At 74.3% G+C, this 15,486-nt stretch carries 9 protein-coding genes and 2 tRNA genes; 7 read left to right on the top strand and 4 right to left on the bottom strand.

Features of this window, described 5'->3' with window-relative positions; translation table 11 throughout:
- Nucleotides 1-17: 17 nt before the first annotated feature.
- Complete coding sequence (locus ACVWNX_RS16525) at nucleotides 18-764, top strand: histone deacetylase (RefSeq protein WP_454407839.1); 747 nt, start codon at nucleotides 18-20, stop codon at nucleotides 762-764.
- A gap of 43 nt (nucleotides 765-807) precedes the next feature.
- Here ACVWNX_RS16525 and ACVWNX_RS16520 read toward each other — a convergent pair whose 3' ends face one another.
- On the bottom strand, nucleotides 808-1,467 hold the full coding sequence (locus tag ACVWNX_RS16520; protein ID WP_454407838.1) for a SigE family RNA polymerase sigma factor: 660 nt from the start codon (nucleotides 1,465-1,467) through the stop codon (nucleotides 808-810).
- Between the two features lie 362 nt (nucleotides 1,468-1,829).
- Here ACVWNX_RS16520 and ACVWNX_RS16515 point away from each other — a divergent pair, with 362 nt between their 5' ends.
- Nucleotides 1,830-3,479: a long-chain fatty acid--CoA ligase gene (locus ACVWNX_RS16515; RefSeq protein ID WP_454407837.1), complete on the top strand. Its 1,650-nt coding sequence runs from the start codon at nucleotides 1,830-1,832 to the stop codon at nucleotides 3,477-3,479.
- Between the two features lie 62 nt (nucleotides 3,480-3,541).
- Here ACVWNX_RS16515 and ACVWNX_RS16510 read toward each other — a convergent pair whose 3' ends face one another.
- Both ACVWNX_RS16510 and ACVWNX_RS16505 read right to left on the bottom strand, forming a co-directional pair.
- Nucleotides 3,542-8,044, bottom strand: a complete 4,503-nt coding sequence (locus tag ACVWNX_RS16510; protein WP_454407836.1) for a hybrid sensor histidine kinase/response regulator — start codon at nucleotides 8,042-8,044, stop codon at nucleotides 3,542-3,544.
- 245 nt (nucleotides 8,045-8,289) lie between these two features.
- Nucleotides 8,290-8,766, bottom strand: coding sequence for an SSI family serine proteinase inhibitor (locus ACVWNX_RS16505; RefSeq protein ID WP_454407835.1), 477 nt, complete (start codon nucleotides 8,764-8,766; stop codon nucleotides 8,290-8,292).
- A 315-nt stretch (nucleotides 8,767-9,081) separates the two neighbouring features.
- On the opposite strand from ACVWNX_RS16505, the gene ACVWNX_RS16500 reads away from it, so the two are divergent.
- Nucleotides 9,082-9,172 (top strand) — tRNA-Ser (locus ACVWNX_RS16500).
- Nucleotides 9,173-9,524: 352 nt separating this feature from the next.
- Nucleotides 9,525-9,597: transfer RNA gene (locus tag ACVWNX_RS16495), tRNA-Arg, on the top strand.
- A 210-nt stretch (nucleotides 9,598-9,807) separates the two neighbouring features.
- On the opposite strand, the gene ACVWNX_RS16490 is transcribed toward ACVWNX_RS16495, so the two are convergent.
- Complete coding sequence (locus ACVWNX_RS16490) at nucleotides 9,808-11,166, bottom strand: erythromycin esterase family protein (protein ID WP_454407834.1); 1,359 nt, start codon at nucleotides 11,164-11,166, stop codon at nucleotides 9,808-9,810.
- 411 nt (nucleotides 11,167-11,577) lie between these two features.
- On the opposite strand from ACVWNX_RS16490, the gene ACVWNX_RS16485 reads away from it, so the two are divergent.
- The 3 genes from ACVWNX_RS16485 to ACVWNX_RS16475 all read left to right on the top strand — a co-directional run bounded on the left by ACVWNX_RS16485 (nucleotide 11,578) and on the right by ACVWNX_RS16475 (nucleotide 15,424).
- Nucleotides 11,578-12,417 carry a DUF2797 domain-containing protein gene (locus ACVWNX_RS16485; protein ID WP_454414797.1) on the top strand — a complete coding sequence of 280 codons (840 nt, stop codon included), beginning with the start codon at nucleotides 11,578-11,580 and terminating at the stop codon, nucleotides 12,415-12,417.
- A gap of 228 nt (nucleotides 12,418-12,645) precedes the next feature.
- A complete protein-coding gene (locus ACVWNX_RS16480) occupies nucleotides 12,646-13,392 on the top strand; it encodes a response regulator transcription factor (RefSeq protein ID WP_454407833.1) in 747 nt (248 codons plus the stop codon).
- A 409-nt stretch (nucleotides 13,393-13,801) separates the two neighbouring features.
- A complete protein-coding gene (locus ACVWNX_RS16475; RefSeq protein WP_454407832.1) occupies nucleotides 13,802-15,424 on the top strand; it encodes an MFS transporter in 1,623 nt (540 codons plus the stop codon).
- Nucleotides 15,425-15,486 lie beyond the last annotated feature (62 nt).

Genomic DNA, 15,486 nt, shown 5'->3' with positions numbered 1-15,486 from the left:
GTTCCCAGGGGGTCACCGTGAGCACCGCCCGCACCCTCACGCCCGTGCGACCCCGGGTGCCCGGCGCACGGGTCTGGTACGCGTCGTACGGGTCCAACATGGACACCGGACGGCTCGCCCATTACCTGCGCGGCGGACGACCGCCCGGAGCGGCCCGGGAGTGCCCGGGGTGCCGTGACCCCAGCCCGCCGGAACGGTCCGTGCCCGTACTGCTGCCGGGCGGGCTGTACTTCGCGACCGAGTCACCGCTGTGGACCGGCGGCAGGGCCTTCTACGACCCGGACGCCCCGACGGTGCTCCGGGCGCGCGCCCACCTCGTCACCGCGCGGCAGTTCTCGGACATCGTGGCCCAGGAGATGTACCGGCGGCCGGGCACCGACCTCGACCTCTCGGCGGTCCTGCGCGACGGGCGGGCGGCACTGGGCTCCGGCCGGTACGAGACGCTGGTCTGCCCCGGAGCGCTGGAAGGGCTCCCCGTCCTGACCTTCACCGCCCCCTGGCGGGCCGAGGACGTCGAGGTGACGACCCCCGCCGCGGCCTATCTGCGCCATCTCGCCCGAGGGCTGCTCGACACCGGGGCCTGGGACGCCGCGGACGTGGCCCGCTATCTGGCCCGAGCGCCGGGCGCCGCAGGGCACTGGACACCACGGACCGTTTCGGAGCTGATCGGCGACGGCGTCAGCGACAGCCACGGCGACGGCACCACTGCCGACACCGGCGGCACCGGCGGCACCGGCTCCTCCACCGGTACGCCCACCGACTGACGCGGCCCGTCCGGGACGGGTGCGGGGAGCGATCCGGGCGGGCTCAGGCGGCCTTGAGTTCCGGGTCCTCGCGCAGTTTGCCCAGCGCGCGGGAGACCGCGCTCTTCACGGTGCCGATCGAGACCCCGAGCACCTCGGCGGTCTGCGCCTCGCTCAGGTCCTCGTAGTACCGCAGGACGACCATGGCGCGCTGCCGGGCCGGAAGCTTCATGATCGCCCGCCACATCGCGTCCCGGAGTGCCTGCTGCTCGGCGGGGTCGCCCAGCGGGACCGTCTCCGGTTCGGGCAGCTCGTCGCAGACGAACTCGTCCACCTTGCGCTTGCGCCACTGGGAGGTCCGGGTGTTCACCAGCGCCCGGCGGACGTAGCCGTCCAGGGCGCGGTGGTCCATGATCCGGTCCCAGGCGACGAAGGTCTTCGTCAGCGCGGTCTGGAGCAGGTCCTCCGCGTCGCATGGGTTCGCCGTCAGCGACCGGGCGGTGCGCAGCAGGACCGGGCCCCGGGCGTGCACGTACGAGGCGAAGGAGGGGTAGGTCAGATGGGCCACCGGGGCCGGGGCGGAGCCGCCCGTCGCGGTGACGGGTGCCAGGGCCCTCAGGGGCGTCACGGTGGCCGGTATCGGGTTCGGGGCCGCGGGAACCGTGGTCATCGGTGCCACGGGCGTCGATGCGCTGGTGCAGACGGGCGCGATGGTTGCGGTCATGGGCTCCACGCTAGGTTCGGCCCCCGTCCGGCGGATCGCCCGCAGGTCCCGAAGCGGTGTCCGCCTCAGGTTGTAGGAGTGCGGTCAGCCCTACCTACTGGAGGTGGAGACCCCGAGGAGGGCTCTCGGGGTTCGGCGGGGGACTTCCCGGAGCGACCGGGAGCCGCTCCGGAGCCCGCCCGGACGCCACCGGGCGCCCATGGACGCGCACCGCCCAGGTCACCCCGGACGCCCCGACAGTAGTGACAGACCGTCCGGGACGACCGCAGAATCGGCTCACCGGCGGCTCCGCGCCCGCCGCGTCACCCCGGACGGCGATCCCGCCGCCCCCGCCGTACCCATCGCGTCTCCCGGAGGCCCCCGTGCTGAGCACCATGCAGGACGTACCCCTGCTGATCTCCCGGATCCTGCACCACGGAGCGACGGTCCACGCCTCCTCCCAGGTGATCACCTGGACCGGGGAGGACGGCCCCCGGCGCCGCAGCTTCGCCGAGATCGGGGCCCGGACCGCGCGACTCGCCCACGCGCTCCGGGACGACCTCGGAGTGCGCGACGACGACCGGGTCGCCACGCTCATGTGGAACCACGCCGAGCACGTCGAGGCGTACTTCGCCGCGCCCTCGATGGGCGCCGTGCTCCACACCCTGAACCTGCGGCTGCCCCCGGCGCAGCTCGCGTGGATCGTGAACCACGCGGCGGACCGGGTGGTCCTGGTGGACGGTTCCCTGCTCCCGCTGCTCGCCCCGCTGCTGCCCCGGCTCACCACCGTGGAGCACATCGTGGTGTCCGGACCGGGCGACCGTTCCCTGCTCGACGGCGCCGCCCCGCAGGTCCACGACTACGAGGAGCTGATCGCGGGCAAGCCGACCGGCTACGACTGGCCCGTACTGGACGAACGCCGGGCCGCCGCGATGTGCTACACCTCCGGCACCACCGGGGACCCCAAGGGAGTCGTCTTCTCCCACCGCTCGGTGTACCTGCACTCGATGCAGGTGAACATGGCCCACTCCATGGCGCTCACGGACGCCGACACCAGCCTCATCGTGGTGCCCCAGTTCCATGTGAACGCCTGGGGACTGCCGCACGCCGCGTTCATGAGCGGGTTCTCCCTGCTGATGCCCGACCGGTTCCTCCAGCCCGGACCGCTCGCCGCGATGATCGAGGCCGAGCGGCCCACCCACGCCGCCGCCGTTCCCACCATCTGGCAGGGCCTGCTCGCGGAGGTCACCGCCCGCCCACGGGAGCTGTCCTCCCTGAACCAGGTCACCATCGGCGGCTCGGCCTGTCCGGCCTCGCTGATGACGGCCTTCGACGCGCTCGGCGTACGGGTCTGCCACGCCTGGGGGATGACGGAGACCTCTCCGCTCGGCACCATCGCCCGGCCGCCCGCGCACGCCGTCGGCACCGACGAGGAGTTCGGCTACCGCCTCACCCAGGGCCGTTTCCCGGCCTCCGTCGAAGCGCGGCTACGCGGCCCGGGCGGGAACCTCCTGCCCTGGGACGGCGGCTCGGCGGGCGAACTGGAGGTCCGGGGCCCCTGGATCGCGTCCGCGTACTACGGCGGGCCCGACGGGGAACCGCAGCGTCCCGCCGACAAGTTCAGCGAGGACGGCTGGCTGAAGACGGGTGACGTCGGCACCATCAGCCCCGACGGGTACCTCACCCTCACCGACCGGGCCAAGGACGTCATCAAGTCCGGTGGGGAGTGGATCTCGTCGGTGGAGCTGGAGAACCTGCTCATGGCCCACCCCGGGGTCGTGGAGGCGGCGGTCGTCGCCGTACCCGACGAGAAGTGGGGCGAACGGCCCCTCGCCACGGTCGTCCTCAAGGAGGGCGCCACGGTCGGCTTCAAGGACCTGCGGACCTTCCTCGCGGACAAGGTCGCCAAGTGGCAGCTTCCGGAACGCTGGAGCCTCGTCGAGGCCGTCCCCAAGACCAGTGTGGGGAAGTTCGACAAGAAGGTCATCCGTAAGCGGTACGCGGACGGCGAGCTGGACGTCACCCATCTCTGACGGGAAGTGGCGGTGTTTCACGTGAAACACCGCCACCGCCCGCTCAGTTCGTACCCGTCCGCTCAGTTCGTCCCGATCCTGGCCAGCAGATCGACGATCCGGCTCTGCACCTCCGCGCTGGTCGAACGCTCGGCGAGGAACAGAACGGTCTCCCCCGCCGCGAGCCGGGGCAGCTCGGTGTGGTCCACAGCGGCGGTGTAGACGACCAGGGGCGTCCGGTTCAGCTGACCGTTCGCCCGGAGCCAGTCCACGATCCCGGCCCGACGGCGACGGACCTGCATCAGATCCATCACCACCAGGTTGGGACGCATCTGGGTGGCCAGGGCGACCGCCTCGGCGTCCGTCTCCGCCCGGGCGACCTGCATCCCCCGGCGCTCCAGCGTGGACGTCAGGGCGAGCGCGATCTCCGGGTGCTCCTCGATCAGCAGCACCCGTGGCGGATGCTGCTCGCTGTCACGCGGCGCCAGGGCCTTGAGCAGCACGGCGGGATCGGCCCCGTACGCGGCTTCCCGGGTCGCCTGGCCCAGCCCGGCCGTCACCAGGACCGGGACCTCGGCGGCCACCGCGGCCTGCCGTAGCGACTGGAGCGCGGTCCGGGTGATCGGTCCGGTCAGCGGGTCCACGAACAGCGCGGCCGGGAAGGCGGCGATCTGCGCGTCGACCTCCTCACGGGAGTGCACGAGCACCGGACGGTACCCACGGTCGCTGAGCGCCTGCTGGGTGCTCATGTCGGGCGCGGGCCACACCAGCAGCCGACGCGGGTTGTCGAGCGGCTCGGGCGGCAGCTCGTCGTCCATCGGCCGGGGGTACGGCTGGTCGGCGACCTCGATCGCACCACCCGGTCCGTCCAGCGGCTCCGGCCCCTCGTCCGCGTTCTGGTCCGGCGCCCCTATGGCGTACGACCGTCCGGGACCCGTGGCGGGGCCCGCGAGCCGGGTCTGCGGGGCACCGGCCGGAGCGGGCTGCTGCGGCCTGCCCTGCTGGTCGGACGGCTCGGGCTGGTCGGACAGGGCGTCCGGCCGGGTGCCGAGCTTTCGCCGACGCCCCGAACCGTTGGACGCCCCGCCCGGCGGGAGGGCCGGACCGCCCGGCGGCACGGTCCCGGACGCCACGGACCCGGGCTGCGCGTCGGCGGCCGACCGCGCGACGGGTACCCCCTGCCCGAGCGTCCGGACGTTGAAGGCCCGCGCCTGGGAGTCGTACGTCCCCTCCGCCCGGTCTGCCTCCGTCCGGTCCGCCGCGACCGGCGCGGGAGCGGACTGCCGGGGGAGCGGCGGGGCGGTGGACACGGGCGGGGTGGGTGCCTGACCCGTCCACGCCGTTCCGCCGGGCTGCGCCGACCGTCCCGGCCGCCCCGGCTGTCCGGCGGTCCCCGGCTGGGCTCCCGGCCCGGCGGGCACCGCGTGGTCCGGCTGTCCGGCCGTCACCGGGTGGTCCGTCGGAAGGGACTCCGTGACGGGGACGGGACGCGCGGGAGGCAGCGGCTGACCGCCCTGCGGCGGCTGCGGCGGCCGAGCGGGCTGGGCGACGCGCGCGGGCTGGGGCGCGGCGGTCCGCGCCGGGACCCCGGGACCGGCCTCGACGTCCGGTACCGCCTGGGCGGGCAGCCCACCCACGGGCACCGGCCGTCCGGGTTCGACCGGACCGGCGGGCCGGGGGAGCTGCCCCGGGTACGCGGACGGGGCGGCAGCGTGGGCCGCCGCCGGAACGGGCACCCCGGCGGCCGGAGTGATCTGCGCCGGGACACCGCCCGCCGGAACGCCCTGCGGCGGAACCGGCCCGCCGGGCCCACCGGGCGCATGGGACCCACCGGCCGGGCCGGGCGCGCCGGGGAATCCGGTCTCCGGGTACCCGGGTGCCTGCTGGGGAACGGCGGGGTACGGAGCCGGGCCGTGCGGATCGACGGCCTCTCCGCCCGTGCCGCCGCCCGCGCCCACGGCCCGCCGCCGCCCGGTGGGGCGTTCGGTGGGGTGGGGCTGGGGCGGCGTGTGCTCGTCGAGGGGACCGCGCGGGTCCCGTCCGGCGTGCGCCTCGTGCCCGGGGGCGCCCGCCCGGTCCGCCCCGGCCGGGGGCAGCGCGAAGGGACTCCGGGGGGCACCGTCCTCGGCGCCCTCCACGGGCTGGCCGGAGGCAGCGCGCTCGGCCGACGCGGGGGCCAGCGCCCGGCGCGCCGGGCGGGCGGCCGGGGGCTGGGCCGGGGCCTGGGCGGCCGGAAGCCCGTGCGGGCCGCCGGGGACACCGGGCTGCGCCGGACCGGGGGGCACGGGGCGGCCCGGCAGCCCCGCCGGGTTCACGGGCTGGGGGCCGCTCGGCGCGTCCACCGCCGCCGGGGGCAGCGCGGGCATCGCGGACACGGCGGCCTCCCGCGCGTCCGGCCCGGATGGCCCGGACTGCCCGGACGGCAGTGCCATAGGTGCTCCGGCGGGCGGCACCTGGCCGAGCCCGGCCGGGCCGTGGGCACCGTGCGGCCCGCGCGGACCGTCACCGGCGGGTGCGTCGGCGCTGGGCCTGCCGCGCCTGCGGCCCGTTCCGTCCGTCGTGGACGCGTCCGCCGGGGGAAGGGCCATGGCGGATCCATGGGTTCCACCAGATCCGGTGGAACCGTCGGGGGCGCCCACGGGGGCCTCCTCCGCCTGACGTCCGCGCCGTCGCCCGGTGGGCACTCCGGTGGGCACCTCGGCGGGTGCCCCGCCGGGGGCGTCCTCCGGGCCGTCGTCCGTTCCGGCGGGCGCGCCGTGCGGGTGGGCGCCCTCCAGGAAGGCGTCCGTGGAGCCCCGGCGGGCACGCCGCCGTCCACCACGGGTGGCGTCGCCGCCGGTCCCCGATCCATCGGTACCGGTGTCGGCCGCGGCCCCGGCGGACGGACCGGCCGCTTCGACGACGGCCTCTCCGACGGTCTCTCCGGCGGCCGGGGCGGGGTCGGCGGGCACCGCACCGGCGCCGCCGCCGATCGGCACCTCCAGGACGTAGGCGCGGCCGCTCATCCCCGGCACCTCGTGCGTCTGGAGCACGCCGCCGTGCGCCCGCACGATGCCCCGGACGATCGGTTCGTGCACCGGGTCGCCGCCCTGGAAGGGGCCCCGGACCTCGATCCGGACCACCTCGCCGCGCTGTGCGGCGGCGACGACCACCGTCGAGTCCAGGTAGCCGTTGGCGACGACCGGCGCGTTGCCGGTGGAGTCCACGCCCGCGACGTCCGCGATCAGATGCGCGAGGGCCTTGGCGAGCCGTTCCGCGTCCACCTCCGCCTCGATCGGCGGGGCGTGCACGGCGAACTGCGCCCGGCCCGGTCCGATCAGCTCCACGGCGCCCTCGACCCCGGCCGTGACGACGGCGTCCAGCATCGCGGGGCGCCGGTCCAGCACCTCGGTGCCCCGGTCGAGCCGCTGGTAGCACAGGACGTTGTCGACCAGGGTGGTGATCCGGGAGTACCCGGCGGCGAGGTGGTGCAGGATCTGGTTGGCCTCGGGCCACAGCTGTCCGGCGTCGTCGGCCGCCAGCCCGGCCAGCTCGTGGCGCAGCTCGTCCAGCGGGCCGCGCAGCGAGGTGTCGAGGACCGCGACCAGCTGGTCGTAGCGGGCCGCCTGGGCCTCGTAGCGGTCCTTCTCCCGTTCGGCGAGGGCCGCGTACCGGTCCTTCTCGGCGGCGATCTCCTCGGCGTGCGCCTCCGCGCTCTCCGCCAGCCCGGCGGTGTGCTCCTCGCGCAGCCGGGCCAGCTCGGCGGCGTGCTCCCGCTCGCCCCCGGCCTTCTCCTCGGCCAGCTCCTCGTACGGCCTGCGGTCGGTGAACGTCATCACCGCGCCGACGAGCTGGTCACCGTCCCGGACCGGGGCGGTGGTGAGGTCGACGGGGACCTTGTCGCCCTTCTTCGCCCACAGGACCTGCCGGCGCACCCGGTGCTTGCGGCCCGACCGGAGGGTGTCGGCCAGCGGCGAACCCTCGTACGGGAACGGCTCGCCGTCGTCCCGGGAGTGCAGGACGAGGGTGTGCAGCTCCTTGCCGCCCAGCTCGTTCGCCCGGTAGCCGAGGATCTGCGCGGCGGCCGGGTTGACGAGGACGATCCGCCCGTCGAGATCGGTGCCGACGACCCCCTCGGACGCGGCCCGCAGGATCATCTCGGTCTGCCGTTGCGAACGCGCCAGCTCGGCCTCGGTGTCCACGGTGCCCGACAGGTCCCGGACCACGAGCATCAGCAGCTCGTCACCCGTGTAGCCCTGACCGTCGTACGCCTGTTGACCGTTCTCCAGATTCGCGGATGTGACCTCGACCGGGAAGATCCCGCCGTCGGTGCGGCGCGCGGTCATCCGCTTCGGCTTGGTGCGGCCCCGGGGGTCGGTGCTCTCCGGACGGCGCATCGAGCCGGGGATCAGCCGCGAATCGAACTCCGGGAGCAGGTCCAGGAGCCCCCGCCCCACCAGCGCGGTACCCGGCGCCTCGAACGCCTCCAGCGCGATGGTGTTGGCGTTGACCACGGTTCCGTTGGCGTTGACCAGCACCAACGCGTCCGGGAGTGCGTCGAGTATGGCTGCGAGGCGAGCAGCGCCTCGGGATGGCCTGCTGCTCACGAGACGCTTCCTCCCTGTTCCGGCATCCTGCCGACCACGAAGGCCATCTTGCCGCGCGGTCCGCAACGTGTCACGCGGGAGTCTACGACCCTGGGTTGCGCTCGCGACGGCGGACGTCCGAGGAGTCGCCACGGGCGGGGTGCGGGGGATCCGGTCCCCCTCCGGGTCCTTCGGGGCTGACCAGGCGGGGGCGCGGTCGGGCCGGGTCCGGGGGTCGGCCGGATCCCGTGGCGGCCCCGGGAGCGTCAGGACGGCCCCGCGCCGGGCAGCACGGGCACCAGGCCGTTCCAGCGGGAGATCTCACAGCCGTCGGTCCGGGAGAAACGGGCGTCGACGTACCGGCCGTACCAGCGGCCGGTGATCCGCGCGGTGGCGCCGCCGCCGTGCTGGAGCGAGCAGGCGGCGTACGGGGGGACCGGTGCGAAGGGGTCGCTGCCACGGGAGGAGAGTTCGGCGAGTCGTTCGCACGCCCGGGCCGCCTGCGGATGGGTGCCTCCGGCGGGCCCGCATTCGAGACGGTACGTCCCGTCGACGGCCCGCCCGGTGCCCTTCACCACGACGGTGAGCTGGTCGGCGCTGGTGAGGATCGGCGGCAGCGGCACCCGGTCCAGGGCGTGGGCGGTACCGGGGCCCACGGCGAGCCCCGAGAGGGCGGTGAGGGCGGCCGCGACGGTACGGAGGACGCGGAGCCGTGGTGTCGGCGTCGGCATCGACTGGGGCATGGGGGTCCTTCGGCGAGGGTGCGGGGCGGGGCGGATCGGCCCCGTGGGCGCGGAGCGCGCGTCCGACCGGTCTAACGCGCGGACGGGAAGCGGGTTGCGGACCGGGTGTCCGGTCCGCGTCGCCCCGTGCCGTCTCCGTCGGCCGGGCGCCGGTGCGGAGGGCCGCGCACGCGCCTTGTGTCTCCGTACCCGGCCCCGACCGGGGCTTTGCCCTGCGGGCGGCACGCCTAGTACCGTGGGGGGCGATTGGTAACGGCCCGCTGGGCTGTGTCATCATCTGCACGCACCACTCGCGCTCGCGTGGGCGGTTGTGCTGGAGGCGTCGCCTAGTCCGGTCTATGGCGCCGCACTGCTAATGCGGTTTGGGCCTTAAAGCCCATCGAGGGTTCAAATCCCTCCGCCTCCGCGCTCATGATCCTGGAGCCCCGGTCCCTACGGACCGGGGCTCCAGGCGTTTCCCGGCTGGGGCTGGGGCTGGGGCTGGGGCTGGGGCCGACGGGTGGCGCGGGCCGTACCGGACATGCGGTTCGGGCGGGTGGTGTTCTCGGTCACGAGACGGGGCGGACGGCACTGCGGCCAGGGCGCGCGAGGCTGGCCCGGGCGCCCCCGCAGGGGCTGGCTGCCTAGGTAAAAGCGCAGGTCAGAACGGGTGCGGGGAATGGATTTCGCCTCACGCCGCCGTTCATGTAATGTTGTTCCCGCAACGCCGACCGGGACGAAAGCCCGAGCGGGGGAGCAAGCGAAACAAGAGAACACAAGCACTCGTAGCTTAACGGATAGAGCATCTGACTACGGATCAGAAGGTTGCAGGTTCGAATCCTGCCGAGTGCACATCGAGACCGAGGCCCCGTGGATCATTCCACGGGGCCTCGGTCGTTTATGGGGCTTTGGGGAGCGGGCTGCTGGAGGGTGGGGGTGTGGGGGGCCGGTGTCCGCGTCGGTGGGGGGCTCGGGGCGGTCCAGGGCGGTGGGTGCTTCGTGGCGGTGGGGTGCCCTCGCGCCCGGGCGGGAGCCGGTTCGGCGGGGTGGTGGCGGGGTGGATCAGCGCAGGGGGACGGCGGCTTCCACGCGGTGGAGGTGGACCAGTACGTCGTAGCCGTGGATCAGGTTCTGCGGCTTGGTCATCACCTCGGGGACGTGGGTGGCGGGTACGAGGAAGGTGGGGCGTGCCGTGTTCAGCCAGCGGCCCGCGACCGGGTCCCGGCCCGCCCGGCGCAGGTCGAGGTAGTAGTCGCGGTGGCGGACGCGGTCCAGGGTGTGCTCGTTGCTGCCGTGCGCGGCGGGGCCGGTGTCGAAGGTCTGGACGTCGCGGGTGTCCCGGTGCGCGGCCAGGTAGCCGCCGCTGTGGATCGAGGTGCCGATGGCGAGGTACCCGCGGCCCATCATGCGGCGGAGCCACTCCCCCTGGGTCACCGGGTACTGCTCGGGCCACGGCGACTTGTAGGTGACGTGGCCGTTGTGCGCCGCGGCCACCACCTTCTGCCCGGTCCGCTGCTGCCACCACAGCGTGTTCTTCGCCATCGAGCGGTCGCGGTGCAGATGCAGGGCGGAACCCTCCAGCGAGTACATGACGGCCATCTGTGAGATGACCCTGGCCTCCTGGAGCACCCAGGGGTCCACGCCGTCGGTGCCCTCCAGGAGCCGGTGCGCGGCGCGGGCGTCGTCCGCCAGGGCCTGCTTCCGCTCCCGGGGGAGCGCGTTGACGGCCTTCATCCGCTCCGCCACGCCCTCGGGCAGCGCGCGGAGTCCCGCGTACCGCTCGCGCAGTCCGGGCAGGAGAGCGGGCCGGTGCTCCGCGGCCCAGTCCAGGACGCGCGCGTACTGGGCGCGGCCCACGTCACCGATGTCGTTGCCCATGATCCGTATCTGGTGGGGGGCGGTGCGGTTGTGCTTCCGCATCCAGCTGAAGAGCCGGAAGAACTCCTCGGTGCGCCAGGACTTGTAGTCGCCCTGGAACTCCTCGCGCAGGATGGTGCGGAGATCTCCCCTGCCCGTACGGATGTGGGAGTCCAGCCGGACCCCGGTCGACCAGGGGGCCTCCATGGCGAACGTGGTGAAGCCCTCCTCGGCCACCAGGTGCCGGAACAGGCGCTCCCGGAAGGTGAACACCTCCTTCGACCCGTGGGTGACCTCACCGATGCCGACGACGCGGGCCCCCCGGGTCATCTGCCCCAGGGCCGCCAGATCGCGGGGGGAACCGCCGTCCGGCGCCGTGGTCCGCAGCGGATGCGCGTACCGCTCCAGAGCGGCGACGACATCCTGGCCGGAGGACTCCGAGACGGGGATCCGTACGGTCGTGGGCACGTCGGAGGCCAGCGCGGGGGCGGCCGACAGAACGCCCAGCGCCGCCGCGAGGGCGAGCGCGGCGGACAGGCTGCGGCGCGCGGATGCTCGGGTCATGGATGGCCTCCTTGGTCGATCGGTCGACCGGTCGACCGGTGGGCGGGGAGGCGGTGCGCCTCTTCCCGGTACCTCAACCCTGCCGTTCGGCGGCTCGGCGGACCATGAGGCAGGCACCCGGATGGTGGTGCAGCGCGCACCACCTCAAGACCTGTGCTGCGCAACCGGATCGGCCTGTGGTGGGCCGTTCCCGAGGGGCACGCCTCGCGGCGGGCGGGGCGGCCGGTGGTGGGGGGCGCTTTCCCCCGCTTTCGCCGATGTTCTGTTGGCACATCACCACAGGGGCTCGGGCGGTTCCTAGACGGGTACCGGCCAGCGCTGTCCGGGCCGTTGTCAGTGGGCGGGGGTAGCGTCGGGAGGGTGACGTGGTGGTGTGCGGGGGTGCGGTGGGACGCGGGGCGCGGGGTGCCGTTGGTCGGGTGGCGGGGGGACGGCGGAGGGGTGCGGGAGCGGGAGGTCCGGCGGGGGGAGTGGCTGGGGTTCCGGGTGGTGGGGGAGCGGCGGTGCGGGGGAGTGGCGCGGGGCGGCCGGTGGACGCCGTGTCCGGGGGCGGCCGTGGTGGGGGCGCGTACCACCCGGGCGCAGTGCGAGGAGTGCGCGCGGCTCGACCGGTCGCGGTCCGTCGCCGCCGACACCGCCCTCGACGACCCCCGTCCGTACCGGGTGTACCTCGCCTGGTTCGGGGAGGGGCTGGTCAAGGTCGGCATCACCCGGGCCGATCGGGGGTCCGCCCGGCTGCTGGAGCAGGGCGCCGTCGCGTTCGTCTGGCTGGGGACGGGGCCGCTGATGGCCGCGCGCCGGACCGAGGAGTCGGTGCGCACCGCCCTCGGCGTGCCGGACCGCGTCCCGTACGACCGCAAGCGGGCCGTCCGCGCCGCCCTGCCCGGGGTCGCCGAGCGGGCCGCCGTCCTGCGGGAGCTGTACCGGACCGCGACCGTGCTGCCCGGGTGGCCCGAGGCGCTGCGCCGGGAGACGGAGTGCGCGGTCGTCGACCACGGTGACGCGTTCGGGCTCGCCCGGCTCCCGCCGAACACCGGGGTGGTCACCGCCCTGCGGGACGGCGGCCTGGTGCGCGGCACGGTGCTCGCCGTCGCCGGACCCGATCTGCACCTGGCGCCCGGCGGGGGCGCGGTGGTCGTCCTCGACGGCCGGCTGATGGCCGGGTGGGAGCTGGTGCGGGACGCGGAAGGCACGGGGACGGTCACGGTTCCGGTGCGGGACGTGTCCGTGGTGCAGGGCGGGTTGTTCTGAGAGAGGGGTCGGGGAGGCGTGTTCTGAGGGGGGCCGGGGCGGGTCGTCCCGAGAGGGGGGCGGGGCGGGGCGTTCCGGGAGGGGGGCGGGGCGGGGCGTTCCGGGAGTTCCGGGGCGGTTGTCGTGGGAGGTTCAGGACGGTCGTCCTGAGGGAGGCGGGTCGGATTCTCAGGGTTTTCACAGGTGACCCACATTGGGGTTTCAGAGCCCGTCGGGAGGCTCTTCCACATGACCGCGATCCAGGAACGCACGGACACGACGAAGCCGGACGGCACGCCGGTCCGGGTCCTCGTCGTCGATGACGAGTCGTCCATCACCGAACTGCTGTCGATCGCCCTGCGCTGTGAGGGCTGGCGCATCCGCAGCGCGGCGGACGGACGGAGCGCGCTGTGTGCCGCGCGGGAGTTCCGGCCCGACGCGGTCGTCCTGGACGTGACCCTGCCCGATCTCGACGGCCTCTCCGTACGGGCCCGGCTGCGGCGCGAGAACCCGGGCGTCCCGGTGCTGTTCCTCACCGGGAAGGGCGTCACCGACCGGATCGCCGGGCTGACGGCCGGGGGCGACGAGTACGTCACCAAGCCGTTCGGGCTGGAGGACGTCGTCGGTCGGCTGCGCGGGCTGATCCGGCGGACGGGGACGGCCGCCCCGCACGGCGGCGGAGCGCTGCTGGAGGTCGGGGACCTGACCCTGGACGAGGACAGTCACGAAGTGACCCGGGGCGGGACCGCGATCCACCTCACGGCCACCGAGTTCGAACTGCTCCGCTATCTGATGCGCAATCCGCGCCGGGTGCTCAGCAAGGCCCAGATCCTCGACCGGGTCTGGAGCTACGACTTCGGGGGCCGGGCCAACGTCGTCGAGCTGTACATCTCCTATCTGCGGCGGAAGATCGACGCCGGTCGTCAGCCGATGATCCACACGCGGCGCGGCGCCGGGTACCTGATCAAGCCCGCGCAGCAGGAGCAGCCCGTCTGATCCGGGCTGCCGTCCGGTCCGATCCGTCGTCCGGTCCAGGCGGTCGTCCGGTCCGGTCCGGTCGGTCCGGCCGCAGTCGGTCCGACGTGCCGCCGGTCCGGTCACGGTCGGTCAGCCGTTGGTCGTCAGCGGTCAGTGTTCTCGGGTCCGTGATCGTCCGTTCGTGGTCGTGGGGTCCACGGCGGCGGTCGGCGCGGCCATTCCGAAGACAGCCCCGGTCCCGTCCACCTGTGGGGAGGTGTGACGGGGCCGGGGCTGTCGTGTTGCCGGGTGACCGGGCGCGTCGGGGCGGTGGCGGGTGGTCCGCCGGACGGGTTCCGGCAGGTAGCGGAAACTATTACCTGTACGGCGTATAGGAGGTGTTCTACAGTGTATGGCGATCAGTCATACGCTGTATAAGGAGTGTGGGATGTCCGCCATGGCCGCTCAGAACCCCCAGGTGTCCTCCGGGCACCCACGGCGGTGGCTGATCCTCGGGGTGATCCTGTTGGCGCAGCTCACCGTGCTGCTCGACAACACCGTCCTGAACGTCGCCATCCCCTCGCTCACGCGTGAACTCGACGCCTCCTCCGCCGACATCCAGTGGATGATCAACGCCTATTCGCTGGTGCAGTCCGGGCTGCTGCTGACCGCGGGCAGCGCCGCCGACCGCTACGGCCGCAAGCGGCTGCTCATCGCCGGGCTCGCGCTCTTCGGGATCGGCTCGCTCGCCGCCGGACTCGCGCAGACCTCCGGCCAGCTCATCGCCGCCCGGGCGGGGATGGGCGTCGGCGGGGCGCTGCTGATGACCACCACCCTCGCGGTGGTCGTGCAGATCTTCGACGAGACCGAGCGGGTCAAGGCGATCGGGCTGTGGTCCACCGTCAACTCGCTCGGGTTCGCCGCCGGGCCGCTGCTCGGCGGCGTCATGCTCGACCACTTCTGGTGGGGCGCGATCTTCCTGATCAACATCCCCGTGGCGCTGACCGGGCTGTGGGCGGTGGCCCGGATGGTGCCGGAGTCCAAGAACCCCCGGGGGGACCGGCCCGACCTGGTGGGCGCGGTGCTGTCGACCATCGGGATGACCGGCGTCGTCTTCGCGATCATCTCCGGGCCGGAGCACGGCTGGACCTCCGGCCGGGTGCTCGCCTCGGCGGCGGTCGGCGCGCTGGTGCTGGGCGCGTTCGTGCTGTGGGAGCTGCGGGTCCCGCATCCGATGCTCGACATGCACTTCTTCCGGAACCAGCGGTTCGTCGGCGCGGTCGCGGGCGCGGTCCTCGTGGCGTTCGGGATGGGCGGTTCGCTGTTCCTGCTCACCCAGCACCTCCAGTTCGTCCTCGGCTACGGCGCCCTGGAGGCCGGGGTGCGGACCGCGCCCCTCGCGGTCACCATCGTGCTGCTCAACGTCGTGGGCCTCGGCGCGCGGCTCGTCCCCCGGCTGGGCACCCCCGTCACCATCGCCGTCGGCATGTCCCTGCTGGCCCTCGGGCTCGCCCTCGTCGCCCTGCTGGCGGGCGGTACGGACGGCACCTACGCCGGGATGTTCGCCGGGCTGGTGGTGATGGGCGCGGGCATCGCCCTGGCCATGCCCGCCATGGCCAACGCCATCATGAGCGCGATCCCCCCGGCGAAGGCCGGAGTGGGCGCGGGCGTCAACGGCACCCTGGCCGAGTTCGGCAACGGGCTCGGGGTCGCCGTCCTGGGCGCCGTGCTGAACGCCCGGTTCTTCGCGCTGGTCTCCGCGGCCTCCCTCCCGGCGGCCCTCGCCGCAGCCTCCGACGCCGACGAGCGGCGGGAGATCACGGACGCCTTCGCCTCCGGGCTGGCGACCAGTCAGCTGGTCGGGGCCGCGGCCGTGTTCCTCGGCGGACTGCTCGCCGCCGCGCTGCTCCGCCGGGCCGAGCGCGCCGAGCGGGTCGAGCGCGTCGGAGGTGACGGGTCCGGGACCCCGTCCGGGGGCGGTGACGGGGGCGGTGGTGTCGGTGGGGTCGGTGATCCGGTCGCCCAAGGCGGTGCCGCGGGCGAGGGGAGCGGGGCCGTGAGGCGGTCCTGACCTGCGCATACCATGCGGAAGCGGGCACCGTACGGGGCGACGGCCGGTGCGGTGCCCGCGTC

The sequence above is a fragment of the Streptomyces sp. JNUCC 64 genome, from assembly GCF_054484115.1.
The sequence above is the reverse complement of the archived record's forward strand: the minus strand, read 5'-3'. Positions and strand labels throughout refer to the sequence as shown.